The following is an 18,953-nucleotide window of genomic DNA, read 5'->3' on the forward strand; positions in this document are numbered from 1 at the left end:
TGCTTTTATTTTATCTTTTGAAGAAAATTTAGCCATAAAAAATGCACCTCCAATTGTTAGTTATGTGTCTAACAATTGGGGTGCACTTCAACATGACTGGTCTTTTTACATTCATACATTTACCTTTCATTAACACTTATATTCATTTTCTAATAACAACTTGAATAACATCAGCTAAACCAGTGTGCCCTTTCCCTTCAACTCGCTCTTGTTCTCCATTAAAGAAATGAATTACCTTATGTTCTTCACACCAAGTAAGAATATCAATTGGATCATACAGCATATCAACATCTTTTGGTCCACCAGTACTATAGTTTATTTGTTTTTTTGAGTAAACCTCAAACATAATTAAACCACCAGGCTTTATCGTTTGTATCATTTTACCTAATATCATTTTTTTATAATCATCATGAAAATGTCCAAATACCATAATTGCTGCATCATATTCATTTTCTGGCAAACTATCAGCTAATAAATCTACTTTTTTTGTATGCACGTTTACATTATGCTTCTCTGCCAATTTTTTTGTCTTCTCTAATCCATCTTCCGAATAATCAATAGCTGTTACTTCGTTCCCTTGTCTTGCTAGAAATACAGCATTTCTACCTTCTCCCTCCGCGAAAGCTATTACTTTATTGTGATTTGCTAAACGAAATGCTTGTTCTTTAATAAATGTATTAGGTTCTTCCCCGTAAAAATATTCATCTGATTTATATCGATCATTCCAAAATTTAGTCATCATCTTCTCTCCTTCTTCATATCATTTTCTAACTACAATTAAAGATATCAAAGAGTCTTTTTATCCTTAATTAATTTAAAAATAAAAGCAGATTAAAAATCCACTTTTATTTTTTTCGCAAGATCTACGATTTTTTGATTTCGTAACTCTTCTTCCATTTCCTCTTCTGCTGCAAGCATTACTTCATTAATTAAACATCCAGGTTTGTCATGTAAACAACATTCAAACAATGATGTTTTACCTTCAATTGCATGTATAATATCTAAAAATGAAATATCTTCCCAATTCTTACTAAGCGAGTAACCGCCCTTTGGACCAGATGATGAATGTATCATCCCTTCCTTCGTCAACTTAGTTAGTATTTTAGACAAGTACGTTGGTGAAACATTTTGCATTTCTGCTAATTGGTGAACACTAACTAACTTATTTGGTGTAGCCTTTGCCAGAAAAAGTATTGTATGAAGAGCATAATTTGTAGCTTTAGAATATTTCATAGTACAGCCCCTATTGTAGACTTCATGTCTCTACAATAACTTTATTTTTTTATTATGTCAAACGTTTGTAATGCTCCATAAAAAGTTATTTCTTCACAAGTAATGCATCTGCCGCGCAAATCGTCACTTCTCTAAATGGACAGTCAAATAAAACACCTAGTTCAAAACCATCTTCAGTAAGAGCTATTTCATGATATAACCACCAAGCATCTTCAAAGTTTTCCGGCATAGAACACTTTGTTACTCCTATAAAGTGAAACTTTAATCAGCGGGGGTTTTGTTCATCCCCCACTGATTATTAGCTCTAACCAATCGGGCTTTACGGGCAGTTGATCCCCACCTAACTTCTTTGTTTTCGCTGCATTTTGAGGTGGGTGTCTTACTGCCCGTTAATGCGGGATAAAGGTTACTTCAAGTTTATCAAATTCACTAAAAGTACCACTGCAATCTAATATGATAGACAAAGTATCTTCTGACTTTCTCTTTACTACTTTAATTACACTATCGTGTAGTGATGTCTTGTGTAACTGAGCGACATTTGACGGAAGTTTTTTCTCAATGGAATTAAAATATTCTACGTATAATTGATCTAATTGTGCCACTCTTTTCTCATAATCTGCTGTCCACTTTTGCATACGTTTTTTCAGTTCACCTGATGGGTATTTTGAATTAGTTGTGATGTTTTGTATAATTGAGTATATCGATTCAGGAAGGAATTTTAATAAATCTATTTTCCTTTTCTCCATTTCCTCCTTTAAACTTTCTATATCCATTTCCGACCATTCTTTTATAGAATCTATAAAACTTACAAATTCTAAAACTTGCATTTCTTTATACCAATCTCTTGTAAAATATTTCAATGACACCTCTCCTAAAACATCTTTACATCCAGTAAAAACAATATATCCACTTATTGTATCATTCCAATAACCATTCTTTCTAAAGAAAAAATGTAAAACTATAAATATTCCGCCTATTATTTCTAAAACTTCAGAATATTTGCAAAAGTATAAAATTAGAATACATTTTAGCTGTACAAGATTCACCTGTACAAAAATTCAAACAAAAAGGGATGGTTATATGTTGAAGAAATTAGTAGCAGGGACATTAGTAGCGGGTTTTGCACTAACTGGAGGACTAGGTGCGGTAAGTGCTGAAGAAAAAAGTAACACAATTAAGTCATTTGATTATTTAAAAGTGGATGAACAAAATGTTAATTCATTTGCAAAATTAAGTGATCAGGATAAGAAAAATATCCAAATTACTATGGTATTACCAGAGCAAAATGAAAATGGAGATTGGCTAGCTTATGGTTTTACTAGCCGTGAAACATTAGATGCGTATATTGAAAAGGATAAAAAAGCAATTAAAAATAAAATTAATCCTTTAGGTAGCGGTGCTGGTAGTACTGATTTTTATGAACATAAAGATAAAGGTGGCCAATATATTTACTGGAGTAGCGGCTTTAAAAACTTACCATCTAGCTGGAATGACAGAATTTCTTCTGTAAGTACAGCGTCACCTTCTGCAAGTTATTCAACGACACTTTGGGAGCACACTTCAACACAAGGATATGGAAAAGGCGTTTTATTTAAACATGCTGATTGGTACGGTAAAACTGCTAATTTAGCTGCTGATTGGAACGATATTACTTCAGCGATTGAAATTAAATAGTAATAAGGTATTATTAAAAGTCAAACCACTATTCTCTTATTTATTTAGAGAATAGTGGTTTATTATATTTCCCTCTAAGCATGTACAGCATGTCCTACCGCTTGCATTAACGCTTCATGAATCGCCTCAGATAAAGTTGGATGTGCTGCAATATAATCTCTCATTATATCAGCGGTAACTTCTGTATGAATCATTACGGTTCCTTGACCAATAAGTTCAGTTGCATAAGGACCGATAATAGAAATCCCTACAATTTCTTGGTATTTAGGTTCCACAATGACTTTTACTTTCCCTACTTGTTCTCCTAAAATAAGAGCTTTTCCGTTCGCTGTAAAAGGAAATTCTCCGATGAGAATATCACCATATTGTTCTCTTGCACCTTTTTCACTTAACCCGACACTAGCTATTTCTGGAGCTGTGTATATACATCGAGGCACAGCGTGATAATTTACTTTCACGTCTTCTCCACTTGCGTGTAATGCTGCTTTCGTTCCTTCATGGAAGGCAACGTGAGCAAGCTGAATTCCACCGATCACATCACCAGCTGCGTAAATATGTGATACGTTCGTTTGCATATGTTCGTTCACAGCAATCCCTTTATTTGAAAACTGAACCCCCGCTTTTTCTAAATCTAATTGTTGTACACGTGGTTTTCGGCCGACAGAAATGAGAACATATTCCGGGTTAGCTTCTTGGATACTACCTTCATATTCAAATGAAGCTTGCTTCTTATAATTATTTAATCCTTTTAAAGCAGCTCCTGTAAATATTTCTACGCCATCACTTTCTAATTTCTCTCTTAAAATATGTGCGATATCTTCATCTTCACCTGGTAATAATTGCGGTGCCATTTCAACAATCGTAACTTTTGTCCCAAGGCGACTATAAATACTTGCAAACTCACATCCTATTACACCACCGCCTATTACACCACCGCCAACGATTAACAATGAAGATGGTACACCCTTAAGAGACATCGCATGGCTACTATTTAAAATCCATTTTCCATCAAACGGAGCGAATGGTAATTCTGTAGGTTCGGAACCAGCTGCGATAATAAAGCTCTCTCCATCAACTACTTCTTCTTTATTTCCTTGTACAACTCGCACACGATGATCCGTTTCGAATTTCGCTTTTCCTTTTACAACTTTAATTTTATTTTTCTTCATTAAATATTGTATTCCTTGGACGAGTTGCATTACGATTTGTGATTTCCTCGCCTGTATTTGATCCCAATCAATTGATATACTTCCTGTATTAAGCGTAACCCCATAATCATTCGCTTTTCTCACAATGTCATGTACTTCAGCACTTTCTAACAGTGATTTCGTCGGCATACACCCAACATTTAAACACGTTCCGCCAAGGTCAGCTTCATCAATAAGAGTGACCTCTTTTCCATTTTGAGCCGCGGTAATTGCCGCTACATATCCAGCTGGTCCGCCTCCAATTACAACTAGTTTACTCATTCTCTCACCTCCTCTTTATAAAAGAATTGTTATAGGTTCTTCTAAATAATGTTTAATTGTGCGTAAAAATGCTGCTGGTGCACCGTCTAGTACACGATGATCGAATGTTAAACTTAAAGGTAACATACTACCTTTTTTAATTTTTTTCCCTTTATATACAGGAACATGTTCAATTGCGCCAATACCTAAAATACCAGTCTCAGGTGTATTTAATACAGGTGTGAAATATTCAATACCAAAGCTACCTAAATTACTAATTGTAAATGTCGTTCCATGCATATCATCACTACTTAAGCTACCTGCTCGTGCCTTTTGTGCCATATCCTTAATCTCTTTAGACAACTCTACTAAAGATAAATTATTTGCAAAGCGAATAGCTGGAACGACTAATCCTTTTTCTAATGCGACTGCCATGCCTAAATGCACAGGTTCAAATTGATGAATGGCATCATCTATATAAGCGCTGTTCATTTCTTTATGCTCTCTAAGTGCTAATACAACAGCACGAGAAACGAAATCCGTAATGGTTAGTTTGTTTTCGTATCGTTTTTGCACAACTTCCGCTATGTCTTTATGTAATGCAACTAAATCTGTAACATCTACTTTCATCGTTAACGTTAATTGCGCACTATTTTGTAAGCTTGCATGCATACGACTCGCAATTGCTTTTCTCATACCAGTAACAGGAACGACTGTACTTTCTTCTTGTTCAGGTACTTCTGGATTTGCTACTCTTTCTTCTAGCGCCTTTAATACATCTGCCTTTGTAATCCTTCCGCCAGGACCTGTACCAACTAATGCCTTGATATCCAGATTTTCAGACTTTGCAATTTTCTTCGCTACAGGTGAAATTTTAATTCTTTGCTTCGCTACTTCTTTCCCATTTGGTTCTTGATTTTGTACTTCTATATTAGATGTTTTTTCTTCTACCACATGTGTGCTTTCCTGCATTTCTACTTTTTCATTTGGTTTACCGATGTAGCAAATTACAGTACCAGGCGGCACTCCTTCATCTTCACTTACAGCTATATCAAGTACCGTACCATCAGCTGGCGCTTCAATTTCCGTTTCAATTTTTTCTGAATTAATACTAGCAATTAGTTCTCCTTTTGCTACATTATCGCCTGCTTTAATATTCCAGCTCGTAATAATACCTTCTTTCATCGCCATACCTAACTTCGGCATTACAACTTCTACAGCCATGTGTCTCTCTCCCTTCTCATCGTTTTATTACACATGTAATAAAGATTGGTCTCCAATCATTTCTGATACAGTTTCAATTACTTTTTCTGGCGTTGGCAAATACAACTTTTCAAGTGGTGGTGAGAACGGAACAGGTGTATGTGGTGCTGTAATTCGTTTAATAGGTGCATCTAACACATCAAAACCTTTATCCGCTACAATTGCCGCAATATCTGTTGCGATACTACATCTTGGATTCGCTTCGTCAATAACGATAAGACGATTTGTTTTTTCAACAGATGATAAAATAGTATCTTCATCAAGCGGTGATAAAGATCGTGGATCAATTACTTCTACTTCAAGCCCCTTTTCCGATAATTGCTTTGCAGCTGCAAGTGCTGTATGAACTTGTTTTCCGATTGCGACAATTGTTACATCAGAACCTTCTCGTTTAATATCTGCTTTTCCTAAAGAAATTGTATAATACCCTTCCGGCACTTCACCTTTCATATTGTAAAGTGTTTTATCTTCAAAGAAGATTACCGGGTCGTCATCTTCAATTGCCGCTAATAATAAGCCTTTTGCGTCATATGGAGTAGAAGGAACGACAACTTTTATACCTGGAATGCTCGTAAATAAGGCATACAAACTTTGTGAATGTTGTGCAGCTGCGCTAAAACCTGCACCGTGCATCGTACGTACCGTAACTGGCACTTTCGCTTTACCACCAAACATATAGCGGAATTTTGCACCTTGGTTTAATACTTGATCAAGACAACTACCGATAAAATCATTAAACATTAATTCAGCTATCGGACGTAACCCAGTTGCAGCAGCTGCCATCGCAGCTCCCATATAACCCGCTTCAGAAATTGGTGTATCCAATATACGATTTCGGCCAAACTCTTGTACAAGTCCTTTCGTAACACCAAGAACACCACCCCAAGCTTCATCATCTTGCAGATGATCAACTTGTGCACCGCCTGCAACGTCTTCACCTATTAAAATTACATTTTCATCACGACGCATTGAGATTTTCATTGCTTCATTAATTGCAGTTGACATACTTACTGTTCTAGTCATATTTTTTCACCCTCCTCTTATTTGTAAGAAACGTATACATCTTTTAATAATTCTTCATCGTCTGGGTATGGACTATTTTCACTAAATTCAATGGATCTTTGTACTGCATCATCTACTGCTTTTTCCATATCAACAAGTTCAGATTCCGTTAATAAACCTTCATGAATTAAATGCTTACGGAAATTCACAATCGCATCTTTTTCATTTAAATGTTCTTCTTTTTCTTCTGATGTTTTATATGTTTGCGCTTCACCTTCAAAATGACCGTAATTACGATATGTCATACATTCAATAATTGTTGGACCATCACCATTACGCGCACGTTCCACTGCTTCTGCAGCAGCTTTATATACAGCTAGAAGATCTTTTCCATCTACTTGAACGCCTGGAATATTATAAGCTTTTGCACGATCCGCAATAGAATCACAACTTGAAGCATATTCAAATGTAGTTGCTTCACCGTAACCGTTATTTTCTGCAATAAAAATAACTGGTAACTTCCAAATCGCCGCTAAATTAACCCCTTCATGGAATGTTCCTTCATTATTTGCTCCGTCACCGAAGAAACAAACACTTACATCTTTTGTTCCTTTATATTTAGCTGTCAATGCTGAACCGCAAGCAAGTGGGAACCCCCCCGCCTACAATGCCATTAGCACCAAGCATTCCTTTATCTAAATCCGCAATATGCATGGAACCGCCTTTACCTTTACATAATCCTGTCGCTTTCCCGAAAAGTTCAGCCATCATACCATTTAAATCACAACCTTTTGCGATACAATGTCCATGACCTCTATGTGTACTTGTAATACTGTCACTATCCGTTAAGTGGGCACATACACCAACTGCTACCGCTTCTTCACCTGCGTATAAATGAACGAAACCTGGCAAAACGCCTTGCGCGAACAATTCATGCACCTTATCTTCAAACTTACGAATCTCTAACATTTTTTCGTACATCCAACAAGCTTGTTCTTTCGTAATTTCATTCTCTTTACTTTCAGTTGTTTTTAACATATCCAGCCCTCCTATTTTCTTGATCATCTTTTATATTGCAAGTACCGTGCCAAATTCTAATCCTTGATTTAATAGGTTTTCTCTTTTCTTTCATAATAAAAAAGTGGACAAAATGAGACATCTGTCTCGTTTTGTCCACTTTTGTTCACCTAATTTGAGAACTATTATTTTATTCATTATCAAAGCTCTGCTGTAATTTTCGGATGTAAATAATTTGGCCAATATGATATGCATTATGAGTTGTTACATTCGCTAACACTTCCCACCACTTTACAGAAACAGGAAATCCTACTACATCACTTTCAACCTTTTCTTCATTTATAAGATTTTGCCATTGTAACAGTTTTTCTAATAGTTTTTCCCGTAATTCATCGAAAGTTTGATTATCTGAAAGCATAAAACTTTTGTTATTATCTCCAATAGCGGGTACTGCATTCACATTTGATTCTTTATACCTAGTTTGCCACGTTGAGTTCCAATACAGTAAATGTTGTACAATTTCAGCTATACTATTACTCTCTTCATTCGGTTTCCAGAAAGCTTCTCTCTCAGATAGATCTTTCACTGCATCTGAAAATGGAATATACCAACTGGGATCGTTTGCATTCGCCAACAATTGATCTGCTAATACATCCTTCACATGGACCATTTTTCTTCCCTCATTTCATTATCATATTAATATACACTACTCTATATACGCTCATTCCCTATAATCCCCTTTTTTACATACAAATTGATTTCATACTGAATGTAAGAATAATAGATTTTCTTATCATAACTCGTTATGATAAAAGAAAAAGAAAGCTGGCGGAAAATGAATAAAAAAATCGCAATAATTACAGGAGCCTCAAGTGGATTTGGACTATTAACTACACTCGAACTCGCAAAAAAAGATTATTTAGTTATTGCTACAATGCGGAACCTTGAAAAACAAGTGAACTTACTATCTCAAGCCGCTCAACTCAACTTACAACAAAACATAAAAATTCAACAATTAGATGTAACCGATCAAAACTCTATACATAACTTCCAATTATTTTTAAAAGAAATACAAAAAGTAGACCTACTTGTTAATAATGCAGGATATGCAAATGGCGGCTTTGTAGAAGAAATTCCAGTAGAGGAATACCGTAAACAATTTGAAACGAACCTATTTGGAGCTATATCAATTACCCAGCTTGTCTTACCGTATATGAGAAAACAAAGAAGTGGAAAAATCATTAATATAAGCAGCATTAGCGGCCAAGTTGGATTCCCTGGTTTATCTCCTTATGTATCTTCAAAATATGCATTAGAAGGCTGGAGTGAATCGCTTCGCTTAGAAGTAAAACCTTTCGGAATAGATGTTGCTTTAATTGAACCAGGTTCTTATAACACAAACATATGGGAGGTTGGGAAACAACTAGCTGAAAACCAATCTGATACAACATCTCCTTACAAAGAGTATATGGATAAAATACAAAAACATATTAATAGCGGTAGTGATACATTTGGTAATCCGATAGATGTTGCTAATAAAATTGTAGAAATTGCTGAATCTAAGCGTACAAATTTACGATATCCAATCGGTAAAGGTGTGAAATTTATGATCTTTGCGAAGAAGATTCTTCCTTGGAGATTGTGGGAACACCTTGTTTTGAGAAGCTTTAAGAAAATGTAATAAACTTTTTGAAAACTATTTTGAAAGGGATGCTAATTAAATGTTAGGTTTACCGTATGGGAAATTGAGTTTATGAAAGAGAAACAACTCATTGAGGAACAAATTGGCGAACATATTTTAGCGATACACCATATTGGTAGTACTTCTATTCCATATTTAAGTGCAAAGCCAATTATTGATATAGCAATTGAATTAGAAAATTATACGGACGGTATACATTGTATTAAAAAGTTAAAACTACTAAACTATAAATATAGAAAAGAAGTATTACCCGAAAGATACTATTTTAATAAAGGTGAACCAAGAACTCATCAAATTCATATGTATGAACAAGGGAATACATATTTAATAGAACAATTACAATTTCGTGATTACTTAATAGACAATAAAACTGCACGCATGCAGTATGAACAGTTAAAGATTCAACTTTCACAAGCTAATCCTACTGATAAACATAAGTATGCAGAGGATAAAACTAATTTCATTACATCTATATTAACTAAAATAAATGCTTAAATAAACAAGAAACCATTTAGTAGTAAATGGTTTCTTGTTTATTAGTTATTTCATTTAATTACTTGAAATAAATTGGACTATATTACGGTTATCCCCTTCTAAATAACTTATGATGCCTTCAGGATATGTCGGCTTCTCCTGTAATTCCTCTAGACTTTTCCAAATTAATATAATATCCTCATGCTCTTTATGCCTTATTTCATTTGTAATGATTTTTTCAACAGTCCCCCAATGTATCAATGTACAATGATGACCTTTTTCGTTGTCCCACTCAAAAATGTGTTCATTTACAATTGCTAACTCTTGAACATCAACTTTCAAATCGTATTCTTCTATTAACTCTCGAATTATTGCTTCTTTTGACGTTTCACCAAATTCAATAGAGCCACCTGGAAAACGATAAAATGATCCATTTTCATCGCATTGTACAAGTACTTTAGAATGATCTTCATTTAAAATCATTGCTTCAGCACGTAATTTAGGATTTTTCATTTTGTCTCCCCATTCATTCCACATATGATTAAATCCAATAGGTATAAAAGAAAAAATTAAGAATAATTCCTGTTATTACTAATAGCGGAACCGTTCCTAAAGAAATGACATATTCCCTCGATTCTTTATCAAATTTCCACTCCATAAATGATTGAAAGCAGTATAAAGTTATTAAAAATAAAATGGGTAAATTACTAATATAAACGGGATTTAAAGTAGCACATATCATCGTAAAAATTATATAAGAAATAATAAGAGCCCTAGTGCCCCATTTATGAAAGTTGTTTACATATTTACTATTCCAGTCTGTTTGTTTCGGTATATTTAGTTTTTTCCTCACTACTTTTTCAAAAACAACTAAGGATATAATCCATACTATTAATAAAATTCCTTTAACCCAAAACAGTGATGTTTCCTCCTTTACCTTTTCTCCGGCTGATCACTCGGATACGTAGCATTCCTTTTATTTTCTACGTCCCAACTAATAATTGTCGCACTATCACGTCCCAACTGATGATGCACGTGTTCTAAAACATTGTGAATATTTTCTTTAAGTGTTTTATCATTTCTGTTCATAGCATTATACAAATTTACAGGTATTTCATATCGGCGTTCCCCACATTCTAATACTCCATCTGTCACCATTACAATTCGGTTCTTTCCAGTACGTAATTCACGAATACCTGATGAATAGCAAGGAACAGGTAAATCAAATGTGTTTACATTTCCAATCCATTCGTAAAAATGACGTTGATTTAATGCATATTGTCCTAACTTATGTAACTCTTCATGAAATACATACACTAAACAATCACCGATAGAAAGCCACCATATATAATTTTCTTTCCTTACACATAGTAAGCAAGCTGTTTCACCTTTAATTTTTTTGCACTTTTCCTTAAATGAAGATGACTGAAAAATTGTAAGTATATGATTTTCAACAGACTGAAATACTGAATTAATTGGTTCATTCAAAATTACTTTTATATTTTCATATTCTTTTTCGATTGTATTTACTACTAACTCAACACTTTCCGCACTATTATGTCCATCTAGAATAGCTGCAAATTCCCATTCACCATTTGACCAAACTAATGCACCATCTTCATTCTTTTTCGCTCCAGCACTTTTATTCCCGCCATATTTATCAAGTACAATATCACCATATTGTTTAACTGAAATTTCTCCTAAACACATTTCTATATTTCCAACCCATGAATATTGTGTATTATTTTTTGTATGCATACTCATTTACCATATACTTTCGTATTCTTTCACATAGTTTTTTTATTTTCTCTTCGTCACCATATGGTGCGCCAGTCCATTTCGCTATCTCGGTTGGTGACCAAAACTCTTTTGGTGTATTCGGATAACGCGGAATAATGTGCATATGCATATGTGGTGCACCATTTCCTGAAACAAAAGTGTAAATATGCTCTGCACCTTCGCTTTCTTTTAGCGCTTTACTTACTCTACTTGTTATAAGTCCGAACGCTTTCGCTTCTTCATCTGTTAGTTCAGCAAGGCCAGGTACATGTCTTTTTATATCTATCATTACATAACCCAGGTATGTTTCTTCACTATCCCGGTGGACATGTCCAACGTAAACGAGTTCATCTTCGTAAATAGCTCCACCTGGAACTATAATATTTCCTATATGTTTTTTGCAAATGAAACAGTTTTGTTCTATTTGATTGTTTGTTGACATATCCATCACCTTCCTTTTCATATATAATATCACAATAAAAGGAAAAACAGGTTTCATATTCCGAATTTTCATTCTTTTGATACAATAATTTTTGAAATGAATTTACATCTCATTACTTCTTCAAAAACGCAATCCCAATTATAATCCCAATCACAATTCCGATTACTAAATTATTTGTAAAGTGCCCTTGAAATACACCAATTACAACCCCTATACCGACACCTATTGCCAAAGCATCATTTCTTTTTTTATTTTTAGCCAAAATTACATCTCCTCCCACCATTTCTCCCTAAATAACATACATTTACTTGAATGTATTAATATACGCACTATCTCGCTTAAATATTTCTAAAAAATGTCCTGTAACTTCACATATAATATTTTCCATTTTCTGTACATACTCCTTTTATATTGGAAAATTTTCAAGTAACTATTAATTATACATAGGCATTTACTATAAGAAAGCTTCGTAATTTATTGAAGGAGGAACGATTCAAATGTATCCTCATTGGAATCCAAATATAAATCAACAGTATGTTTATTCCCCTCATCCCGCAAGGAATACATTGCATCATGATTCACAATATATGATGCAGCGTATTGCAAGTCTTGAAAATCAATTAACTAAATTAATCTCATTAATCGAGGAAAATAATCAATTAATTAAATCAATGGAACAACAAAAAAACCAAGTTTGTGCACCAGCTGGAGGTTCTGTTATCGTTCGTATGTGATCTGGATGCAATAAAAAACACACTTTGTATTATAAAAGTGTGTTTTTTATTCATTATTTTCTTTTCGTATGGAACCCTTGTGTAATTCGATCTAATATAATTGCGATTACTACGATAGCTAATCCAGCTTCAAATCCCATTCCGATATTAACTTGTGTTACAGAGCGATATACATCAACTCCAAGTCCTGGAGCTCCTACAAGTGATGCTGTTACAACCATCGATAACGAAAGCATAATGCTTTGGTTCACACCAGCCATAATCGTTCCGGTTGCAAGTGGTAATTGTACTTTAAATAGTTTTTGTGATGCTGTGGATCCAAATGCATTCGCTGCTTCAATTAAATCTTCTGGAACTTGTCTAATTCCTAAGTCAGTAAAACGAATTGTCGGTGGCATTGCAAAGATTACTGATGCAATAATTCCAGGTACTACACCTACTCCGAAAAATGTAATCGCTGGAATAAGGTATACGAATGCAGGCATTGTTTGCATAAAATCTAATGTTGGTTTTAAAAATTTTGAGAAACGTTCATTTTGAGATGCTAATATACCAATTGGAATTCCGACAATAATTGAAATAATAACAGACGTAAGTACGAGTGCCAATGTTTGCATCGTTTGTGCCCAGTAGTTAATATTCAAAATAAATAATAATCCAATGAGCGTAAAAATGACTAAAGATAATTTCCTCGTTGTGTACCAAATGAGGAAACATAAGATAATAATCATCAATATGGCAGGTATTATTGTTAAAAAATTAGTGAGTAAATCAACAAATCCGCCAATAATATAAGAGAATCCTCGGAATAAGCCTTCAAAGTGCTCATATAAACTTGCAACAAATGAGTCGACCCATTCCCCTAATGGAATACGCGGTATACTATTCATCGTCTTTCACCTCTTCCTCAATGTTTCCTGCAAGAGCTTGAATGACACTTTCACGTTTAATAATTCCTCTTAGCCTTTTCTTCTCATCGATTACTGGTAACGGATATTTCATCTCCGCCATTTTTGCATAAGTCTCTTCCAGTAAAGTATCCAAATACACATGCGGAATATCATTAAGTAATAAATCAGCAATCGGCCACTGTTTTTGTACTGCTTTACTCGCATCATCCGCAGTTAATATACCTAAAAACTCATACTTTTTGTTTACAACATATACAGTTGAGACACCTGCATTCCTCATAATTTGAAGGGCTACACGAGGTCCACGATCAATTAATAAAGTTTCTGGTCGTTTTAAAATAGACTCAGCCGTAATTACTTTTCCTAAATTCACGTCCGCAACAAACTTTTCTACAAATTCATTAGCGGGGCTCATCATAATTTCTTCTGGTGTTCCAATTTGGACAATTTCTCCATCTTTCATTAATGCGATACGATCTCCAATTCGAAGCGCTTCATCTAAATCATGCGTAATAAATATAATCGTTTTTTCCATTTTATCTTGTAACTCTAACAATTCATCTTGCATTTCTTTTCGAATAAGTGGATCTAATGCACTGAATGACTCGTCCATTAGTAATACATCTGGATTATTCGTTAGTGCCCTTGCGATTCCAACGCGCTGCTGCATACCACCACTAAGTTGACTTGGGTAATTATCTTTATGATGATCGAGTCCTACTAACTGTAGCGATTCTAACGCTTTTTTCTCTCGCTCTTCAACCGGAACTCCTTGAATTTCTAAACCATATGCAACATTTTGTATAACTGTACGATGCGGAAATAGAGCGAATTTCTGAAATACCATACTCATTTTCGTTCTTCTTACTCTCCGTAACTCTTCTTTTCCCATCGTTGCGATGTCTTCACCATCTATGTATATATGACCTGCAGTTGGTTTAATCAATTGATTTAACATACGAACTAGCGTAGATTTCCCGCTACCAGACAAACCCATAATAACGAAAATCTCTCCAGAGTAAACTTCAAACGTTGCTTTTTTCACCCCAACGTTCATTCCTGTCTCTTTTAAAATTTCCGATTTACTTTTTCCTTCTTTTAATAAGGAAAGGGCCCTTTGCGGATGTTTCCCGAATACTTTTGTTACGTTTTCAACACGCACCTTTGTATTATCCATGTCACTACTCCTTTTCTACCCATCTATTCACATAGTGTTGCGATTTTACAAAGAAATATTACATAAAAATGACATTCATAAGATTTCTTTAAAATTCTCGTTTCCGTTCATAATAAGAATGCTTACTTATACATTTATTTTATAAGGCAAACGTTACTTAGGAGGTTTTCGATGCGAAAGAAAATTTGGTTTATATGCCTTGCATTATTTATTACTATGATTTTCACTTCATGTAATGCAACAAATGCAAATTCGAAAGGAAAAATTAAACTTGGTGTAACAAGTTGGAAAGAAAATATTGCAACCGCAAACATGTGGAAAGTTTTATTAGAAGAAAAAGGCTACAAAGTTGAACTTATGTATTTAGAAAAAGCCGCAATTTGGACTGGTGTCGCTCGTGGTGATGTTGATGCGAATTTAGAAGTATGGCTACCAGTTACAGATAAACCGCTAAACGATCGTTATAAAGATGATATTGTCTTAAAATCAAAATGGTACGAAGGTACTGGACTAGGTTTAGTCGTCCCTTCTTATATGAAAAACATAAACAGTATCGAAGATTTAAATGCTCATAAAGATGAACTAGAGAATAAAATTGTCGGTATCGAACCCGGTAGTAGTCTTATGAATTTAACGAATAAAGCAATGAAAGAATATGATATAAAACTAAAACTTGTCCAATCTTCTGAAGCTGCGATGATGAGTGAACTAAAGAAAGCATATACGAAAAAGAAACCAATCGCTGTTACGCTTTGGAATCCGCATTGGGGCTTTTCAGAATTTGACTTAAAATATTTAAAAGACCCTAAGAAAGTATATGGTGAAAAAGATGACATTTATTACTCTGTTCGTAAAGGTTTCGAAAAAGACCATCCGGATATCATAAAATACTTTGACAAATGGAAGATGAACGATGAACAGCTTGGTACGTTAATGGTCGAGTTAAATAAAACGAAAGATCCCGAAGAAGCGGCGCGAAAATGGATTAAGAAGAATCAAGCGCTAGTTGATGAATGGGTAAAAGATTAATAAAAATAGGCTAGAGGGTTAGCATATCCTCTAGCCTGTTTTTAACTTATTTTTTCGTAACAACGTCATCTACAATCCCATATGCCTTGGCTTCTTCTGCAGTCATAAAATAATCTCTTTCTGTATCATGTGCTACTCTTTCAATCGGTTGGCCTGTTTTTTCTGCAATCATTTTATTAATATCATGCTTTAACTTTAATATTCTTTTCGCAGTTATTTCAATTTCTGTTGCTTGCCCTTGTGCACCACCAAGCGGCTGATGAATCATAATTTCACTGTTAGGGAGAGCAAACCGTTTTCCTTTTGCTCCTGATAATAATAATAATGCACCGAATGATGCCGCAAAGCCCATGCATAGCGTTTGCACATCTGGTTTAATTAAATTCATCGTATCTAATATTGCAAAACCTGCTGTCGTTGAACCGCCAGGGCTATTGATGTATAAGAATATATCTTTTTCTGCATCTTCTGCTTCTAAAAATAATAATTGCGCTACGACACTACTCGCTACTTGATCATTAATTTCTGAGCCGATAATAATAATGCGGTCTTTCAATAACCTTGAATATATATCATAGGAACGTTCTCCTAATTTTGTTTGTTCTACTACATATGGAATTGCATTCATTTTAAATCCCTCCAATACTTGTTATGCTGCGTAAAGCATATAACTGTAGGAAGAAGGGTTTTTCACATTAAATAATAAGACTGGCTGTTTAGATGGTAATTTAGTAAAATCTATTGTCGGAAGAAGCTTCGTTAATAATTCTGGTCTTTCCTCACGAATAGATGTTACAACAACTTCAATATCCTCTGTGAATTCGACTATCTCAATCCCTTCTTCACTTACAGTTTTCAGCCTATTTCTACTCCGAAATAAAGAAGCTTTCACTGCACCTTCTGATACAGAACACACTTTAGCAATATCAGCGATACTATATTGAAAAACATCTTTTAATAATAAAATTGCGGATTGCTGTACATTTAATGAAGACAATACTTTCCCTACCATTTCATGCAAATCTGCAATGTTCTCATGTGGTTCTTCAAAAGTGATTTGTCCTCTTATTTTTTCATGAACAGACTTAGACTTCATCTGATCTAACCAACGATTTCTTGCTATTTTATAGACGAGTGTCATACAAATATCTTTATTTCTATATTTTTGAAGCACTTTACACACTGTTTCTTGGGCGAGATCTTCCCCATCCCATTTGTTTTTCGTTAAAAAAGTACAGTATCTTTTTAACTCTCCATATTGTTCAATTAAAAAGTTTATATTTGAATGATTCATATCGATATGGTTCTTTGAAACATGAGTTACTTTTGTGCACAAAATAACCACTCCTTTTCAGCGCTTACTTAATAAACGATTCAACATTAAAAAAAGTTACGGGGATATAAAAAAATAATGTTTATGTTCAATAATTCGCGGTCATAAATATGTTATGTACAATTTTACGTGAGGAGGAACAAATTTGCCAAAATTAACAATTGAAGGTGCGGGAACTTTTGATGTGAAAGAAGGAACAAAGTTAGTATTAGCAATTGAAGATAGCGGTGTCAACATTCTTCATCGTTGCGGCGGGAATGCACGTTGCACAACTTGTAGAGTAGAAATACTAGCAGGTGATTTCTGTGAAGCAAGTGCGAATGAGAAACATGCAATGACGGAAAAAGGAATTGAAGATCATTTACGATTATCTTGTCAAATGCGTGTACATAAAGATATAGTCGTTCGTCCGGTACTTACAGTTGAAAATTCAGGTCTTGATGCCGGGCCGCGTCCGGCGGAGTAAAGCGATGAATTTAAAACAGCTCGCTGGCGAATATGCCGCTAACTTTGTAAATGATGGCATGAAGATTGGGCTTGGTACAGGTTCTACTGTATATTGGACAATACAAAAATTAGGTGAGCGTGTAAAAGAAGGATTATCATTTCAAGCTGTACCAACATCAAAGGAAACTGAAGCATTAGCACATCAACTAAATATCCCCCTACTTTCGTTAAACGACGTACAAAGTCTTGATCTTACAATTGATGGAGCGGATGAAATTGATTCAAATTTACAACTTATAAAAGGCGGTGGCGGTGCATTACTTCGTGAAAAAATCGTTGCCTCTTCCTCTAAAGAACTAATTATCATTGCTGATGAATCGAAACTTGTAACACATTTAGGTAATTTTCCATTACCTGTTGAAATCATCCCTTTTTCATGGAAACAAACCGAAAATAAAATTCAGTCTTTAGGGTGTCAAACAACGTTACGTTTAAAAAATAATGAAACCTATATAACCGATAACAATAACATGATTATCGATTGTATATTCCCTAATCATATTTCTAATCCTGCCCATTTACACACCCAATTAAAAATGATTACTGGTGTAGTTGAAACAGGGTTGTTTATAAGTATGACGAGTACAGCAATTATTGGCACTAAAAATGGGATAAAGAAATTGTAATAAAAGCTAACTTTTTAAAGTTGGCTTTTTAGTATGTTCTTCTTCTCTTAATAGTGCTTTATTATGATATACTAGGAAAACGCAAACTGATTACACTAGAAAGGACTGAACATTTTGCAATCCAAACTTATAACAGAACTTACTGATTTAGAAACTGCCTTTCATATTCGAAAAGAAGTATTTGTAAAAGAACAAGGTGTTCCTCTTACAGATGAATTCGATACATTCGATGAAATCGGAGAGCAATGTAAACATATTTTAGTTTATTATCATGATCTTCCTGTAGGCACAGGGCGTATACGATTTGTTGATGGTGTCGGAAAATTAGAACGTATTTGTATTTTAAAAGATTATCGTACATATGGATTAGGTAAAGTCATCATTCAAACGTTAGAAGAAATTGCTCGTAACGAACAAGCTACAAAAGTGAAGCTACACGGTCAAACACAAGCTGAAGGATTTTATAAAAAATTAGACTATCAAACTTCTTCTGATATATTTATGGAAGATGGCATTCCACACATACTTATGACGAAAGTGTTATCATAATAAAAAGGGTAGTATATGAATCTTATGTATTCATACACTACCCTTTTTTATTA

General features: G+C 34.4%; 23 protein-coding genes and 3 pseudogenes. 8 read left to right on the plus strand and 18 right to left on the minus strand.

The genetic code is table 11. The features are described 5' to 3' along the window. Nucleotides 1–142: 142 nt before the first annotated feature. From MR169_RS22275 to MR169_RS22290, 4 genes and pseudogenes are all read right to left on the minus strand, one after another. The gene (locus MR169_RS22275; protein ID WP_001999933.1) at nt 143–742 is read right to left on the minus strand and encodes a class I SAM-dependent methyltransferase; all 600 of its coding nucleotides are present in this window, start codon (nt 740–742) and stop codon (nt 143–145) included. An 89-nt stretch (nt 743–831) separates the two neighbouring features. Next, complete coding sequence (locus MR169_RS22280) at nt 832–1,233, minus strand: Rrf2 family transcriptional regulator (RefSeq protein ID WP_242320047.1); 402 nt, start codon at nt 1,231–1,233, stop codon at nt 832–834. 85 nt (nt 1,234–1,318) lie between these two features. Further along, nucleotides 1,319–1,486, minus strand: a pseudogene (locus MR169_RS22285) (DUF4085 family protein); the annotation flags it as partial. A 151-nt stretch (nt 1,487–1,637) separates the two neighbouring features. Continuing rightward, a pseudogene (locus tag MR169_RS22290) lies at nt 1,638–2,093 on the minus strand (DUF4085 family protein); the annotation flags it as partial. Nucleotides 2,094–2,313: 220 nt separating this feature from the next. Between MR169_RS22290 and MR169_RS22295 the strand changes: the two are divergent. Next, nucleotides 2,314–2,907 (plus strand): hypothetical protein, encoded by a 594-nt coding sequence (locus MR169_RS22295; RefSeq protein WP_206904791.1) that lies wholly within the window; start codon nt 2,314–2,316, stop codon nt 2,905–2,907. A gap of 74 nt (nt 2,908–2,981) precedes the next feature. Here MR169_RS22295 and lpdA read toward each other — a convergent pair whose 3' ends face one another. From lpdA to MR169_RS22320, 5 genes and pseudogenes are all read right to left on the minus strand, one after another. After that, a complete protein-coding gene (gene lpdA, locus MR169_RS22300) occupies nt 2,982–4,376 on the minus strand; it encodes a dihydrolipoyl dehydrogenase (RefSeq protein ID WP_242320048.1) in 1,395 nt (464 codons plus the stop codon). 15 nt (nt 4,377–4,391) lie between these two features. Further along, complete coding sequence (locus MR169_RS22305; protein WP_242320049.1) at nt 4,392–5,579, minus strand: dihydrolipoamide acetyltransferase family protein; 1,188 nt, start codon at nt 5,577–5,579, stop codon at nt 4,392–4,394. A 27-nt stretch (nt 5,580–5,606) separates the two neighbouring features. Further along, nucleotides 5,607–6,641 (minus strand): acetoin:2,6-dichlorophenolindophenol oxidoreductase subunit beta, encoded by a 1,035-nt coding sequence (acoB, locus tag MR169_RS22310; RefSeq protein ID WP_242320050.1) that lies wholly within the window; start codon nt 6,639–6,641, stop codon nt 5,607–5,609. Between the two features lie 17 nt (nt 6,642–6,658). Beyond that, nucleotides 6,659–7,658 (minus strand): annotated as a pseudogene (acoA, locus tag MR169_RS22315) (acetoin:2,6-dichlorophenolindophenol oxidoreductase subunit alpha). Nucleotides 7,659–7,827: 169 nt separating this feature from the next. After that, entirely contained in the window at nt 7,828–8,307 is a 480-nt protein-coding gene (locus tag MR169_RS22320) for a DinB family protein (RefSeq protein ID WP_000233783.1), read from the minus strand. Between the two features lie 165 nt (nt 8,308–8,472). Between MR169_RS22320 and MR169_RS22325 the strand changes: the two genes are divergently transcribed. Then, nucleotides 8,473–9,318: an oxidoreductase gene (locus tag MR169_RS22325; protein WP_001034801.1), complete on the plus strand. Its 846-nt coding sequence runs from the start codon at nt 8,473–8,475 to the stop codon at nt 9,316–9,318. 63 nt (nt 9,319–9,381) lie between these two features. After that, nucleotides 9,382–9,834, plus strand: a complete 453-nt coding sequence (locus tag MR169_RS22330; RefSeq protein ID WP_242320058.1) for a GrpB family protein — start codon at nt 9,382–9,384, stop codon at nt 9,832–9,834. Between the two features lie 54 nt (nt 9,835–9,888). Here the strand turns inward: MR169_RS22330 and MR169_RS22335 are convergent, their stop codons facing one another. The 5 genes from MR169_RS22335 to MR169_RS22355 form a co-directional block, all read right to left on the minus strand. Further along, entirely contained in the window at nt 9,889–10,326 is a 438-nt protein-coding gene (locus tag MR169_RS22335; RefSeq protein WP_000795352.1) for an NUDIX domain-containing protein, read from the minus strand. A gap of 28 nt (nt 10,327–10,354) precedes the next feature. Beyond that, nucleotides 10,355–10,693, minus strand: coding sequence for a DUF4181 domain-containing protein (locus MR169_RS22340; RefSeq protein WP_074628857.1), 339 nt, complete (start codon nt 10,691–10,693; stop codon nt 10,355–10,357). Between the two features lie 53 nt (nt 10,694–10,746). Further along, nucleotides 10,747–11,571 carry a PP2C family serine/threonine-protein phosphatase gene (locus MR169_RS22345; RefSeq protein ID WP_242320051.1) on the minus strand — a complete coding sequence of 275 codons (825 nt, stop codon included), beginning with the start codon at nt 11,569–11,571 and terminating at the stop codon, nt 10,747–10,749. Beyond that, nucleotides 11,555–12,055, minus strand: coding sequence for an HIT family protein (locus MR169_RS22350; RefSeq protein WP_137026416.1), 501 nt, complete (start codon nt 12,053–12,055; stop codon nt 11,555–11,557). The genes MR169_RS22345 and MR169_RS22350 overlap by 17 nt, the downstream gene beginning before the upstream one ends. Nucleotides 12,056–12,146: 91 nt before the next feature. Beyond that, nucleotides 12,147–12,314, minus strand: coding sequence for a glycine zipper domain-containing protein (locus tag MR169_RS22355; protein WP_000508470.1), 168 nt, complete (start codon nt 12,312–12,314; stop codon nt 12,147–12,149). A 217-nt stretch (nt 12,315–12,531) separates the two neighbouring features. On the opposite strand from MR169_RS22355, the gene MR169_RS22360 reads away from it, so the two are divergent. After that, nucleotides 12,532–12,768, plus strand: a complete 237-nt coding sequence (locus tag MR169_RS22360; protein ID WP_000283222.1) for a hypothetical protein — start codon at nt 12,532–12,534, stop codon at nt 12,766–12,768. A 53-nt stretch (nt 12,769–12,821) separates the two neighbouring features. On the opposite strand, the gene MR169_RS22365 is transcribed toward MR169_RS22360, so the two are convergent. Then, complete coding sequence (locus tag MR169_RS22365; RefSeq protein ID WP_001084760.1) at nt 12,822–13,658, minus strand: ABC transporter permease; 837 nt, start codon at nt 13,656–13,658, stop codon at nt 12,822–12,824. Then, complete coding sequence (locus tag MR169_RS22370) at nt 13,651–14,856, minus strand: quaternary amine ABC transporter ATP-binding protein (RefSeq protein WP_000370606.1); 1,206 nt, start codon at nt 14,854–14,856, stop codon at nt 13,651–13,653. Before MR169_RS22370 ends, MR169_RS22365 begins: the two co-directional genes overlap by 8 nt. Nucleotides 14,857–15,027: 171 nt before the next feature. On the opposite strand from MR169_RS22370, the gene MR169_RS22375 reads away from it, so the two are divergent. Then, on the plus strand, nt 15,028–15,885 hold the full coding sequence (locus MR169_RS22375; RefSeq protein ID WP_001227620.1) for a glycine betaine ABC transporter substrate-binding protein: 858 nt from the start codon (nt 15,028–15,030) through the stop codon (nt 15,883–15,885). 46 nt (nt 15,886–15,931) lie between these two features. Here MR169_RS22375 and clpP read toward each other — a convergent pair whose 3' ends face one another. Then, nucleotides 15,932–16,513: an ATP-dependent Clp endopeptidase proteolytic subunit ClpP gene (gene clpP / locus MR169_RS22380; protein ID WP_000991610.1), complete on the minus strand. Its 582-nt coding sequence runs from the start codon at nt 16,511–16,513 to the stop codon at nt 15,932–15,934. A gap of 21 nt (nt 16,514–16,534) precedes the next feature. Continuing rightward, nucleotides 16,535–17,221, minus strand: a complete 687-nt coding sequence (locus tag MR169_RS22385) for an RNA polymerase subunit sigma-70 (protein WP_109140885.1) — start codon at nt 17,219–17,221, stop codon at nt 16,535–16,537. A gap of 142 nt (nt 17,222–17,363) precedes the next feature. Here MR169_RS22385 and MR169_RS22390 point away from each other — a divergent pair, with 142 nt between their 5' ends. The 3 genes from MR169_RS22390 (at nt 17,364) to MR169_RS22400 (ending at nt 18,900) form a co-directional block, all read left to right on the plus strand. Next, nucleotides 17,364–17,684 carry a 2Fe-2S iron-sulfur cluster-binding protein gene (locus tag MR169_RS22390; protein WP_001125388.1) on the plus strand — a complete coding sequence of 107 codons (321 nt, stop codon included), beginning with the start codon at nt 17,364–17,366 and terminating at the stop codon, nt 17,682–17,684. Nucleotides 17,685–17,688: 4 nt separating this feature from the next. After that, on the plus strand, nt 17,689–18,351 hold the full coding sequence (rpiA, locus tag MR169_RS22395; protein ID WP_001049985.1) for a ribose 5-phosphate isomerase A: 663 nt from the start codon (nt 17,689–17,691) through the stop codon (nt 18,349–18,351). Between the two features lie 114 nt (nt 18,352–18,465). Then, on the plus strand, nt 18,466–18,900 hold the full coding sequence (locus MR169_RS22400; protein ID WP_001190880.1) for a GNAT family N-acetyltransferase: 435 nt from the start codon (nt 18,466–18,468) through the stop codon (nt 18,898–18,900). The last annotated feature ends 53 nt before the right edge of the window (nt 18,901–18,953 follow it).

Origin of the sequence: Bacillus cereus group sp. BfR-BA-01349 (assembly GCF_022663795.1) — a bacterium.
Classification (GTDB): domain Bacteria; phylum Bacillota; class Bacilli; order Bacillales; family Bacillaceae_G; genus Bacillus_A; species Bacillus_A cereus.

Bases quoted from the DNA above. Each gene is read 5' to 3' on its own strand.
- rpiA (WP_001049985.1), top strand. From the start codon at position 17,689: ATGAATTTAAAACAGCTCGCTGGCGAATATGCCGCTAACTTTGTAAAT.
- MR169_RS22275 (WP_001999933.1), bottom strand. From the start codon at position 742: ATGATGACTAAATTTTGGAATGATCGATATAAATCAGATGAATATTTT.
- MR169_RS22375 (WP_001227620.1), top strand. From the start codon at position 15,028: ATGCGAAAGAAAATTTGGTTTATATGCCTTGCATTATTTATTACTATG.
- MR169_RS22280 (WP_242320047.1), bottom strand. From the start codon at position 1,233: ATGAAATATTCTAAAGCTACAAATTATGCTCTTCATACAATACTTTTT.
- MR169_RS22325 (WP_001034801.1), top strand. From the start codon at position 8,473: ATGAATAAAAAAATCGCAATAATTACAGGAGCCTCAAGTGGATTTGGA.
- MR169_RS22370 (WP_000370606.1), bottom strand. From the start codon at position 14,856: ATGGATAATACAAAGGTGCGTGTTGAAAACGTAACAAAAGTATTCGGG.
- MR169_RS22335 (WP_000795352.1), bottom strand. From the start codon at position 10,326: ATGAAAAATCCTAAATTACGTGCTGAAGCAATGATTTTAAATGAAGAT.
- MR169_RS22305 (WP_242320049.1), bottom strand. From the start codon at position 5,579: ATGGCTGTAGAAGTTGTAATGCCGAAGTTAGGTATGGCGATGAAAGAA.
- MR169_RS22345 (WP_242320051.1), bottom strand. From the start codon at position 11,571: ATGCATACAAAAAATAATACACAATATTCATGGGTTGGAAATATAGAA.
- lpdA (WP_242320048.1), bottom strand. From the start codon at position 4,376: ATGAGTAAACTAGTTGTAATTGGAGGCGGACCAGCTGGATATGTAGCG.
- clpP (WP_000991610.1), bottom strand. From the start codon at position 16,513: ATGAATGCAATTCCATATGTAGTAGAACAAACAAAATTAGGAGAACGT.
- MR169_RS22365 (WP_001084760.1), bottom strand. From the start codon at position 13,658: ATGAATAGTATACCGCGTATTCCATTAGGGGAATGGGTCGACTCATTT.
- MR169_RS22350 (WP_137026416.1), bottom strand. From the start codon at position 12,055: ATGAAAAGGAAGGTGATGGATATGTCAACAAACAATCAAATAGAACAA.
- MR169_RS22295 (WP_206904791.1), top strand. From the start codon at position 2,314: ATGTTGAAGAAATTAGTAGCAGGGACATTAGTAGCGGGTTTTGCACTA.
- acoB (WP_242320050.1), bottom strand. From the start codon at position 6,641: ATGACTAGAACAGTAAGTATGTCAACTGCAATTAATGAAGCAATGAAA.
- MR169_RS22320 (WP_000233783.1), bottom strand. From the start codon at position 8,307: ATGGTCCATGTGAAGGATGTATTAGCAGATCAATTGTTGGCGAATGCA.
- MR169_RS22360 (WP_000283222.1), top strand. From the start codon at position 12,532: ATGTATCCTCATTGGAATCCAAATATAAATCAACAGTATGTTTATTCC.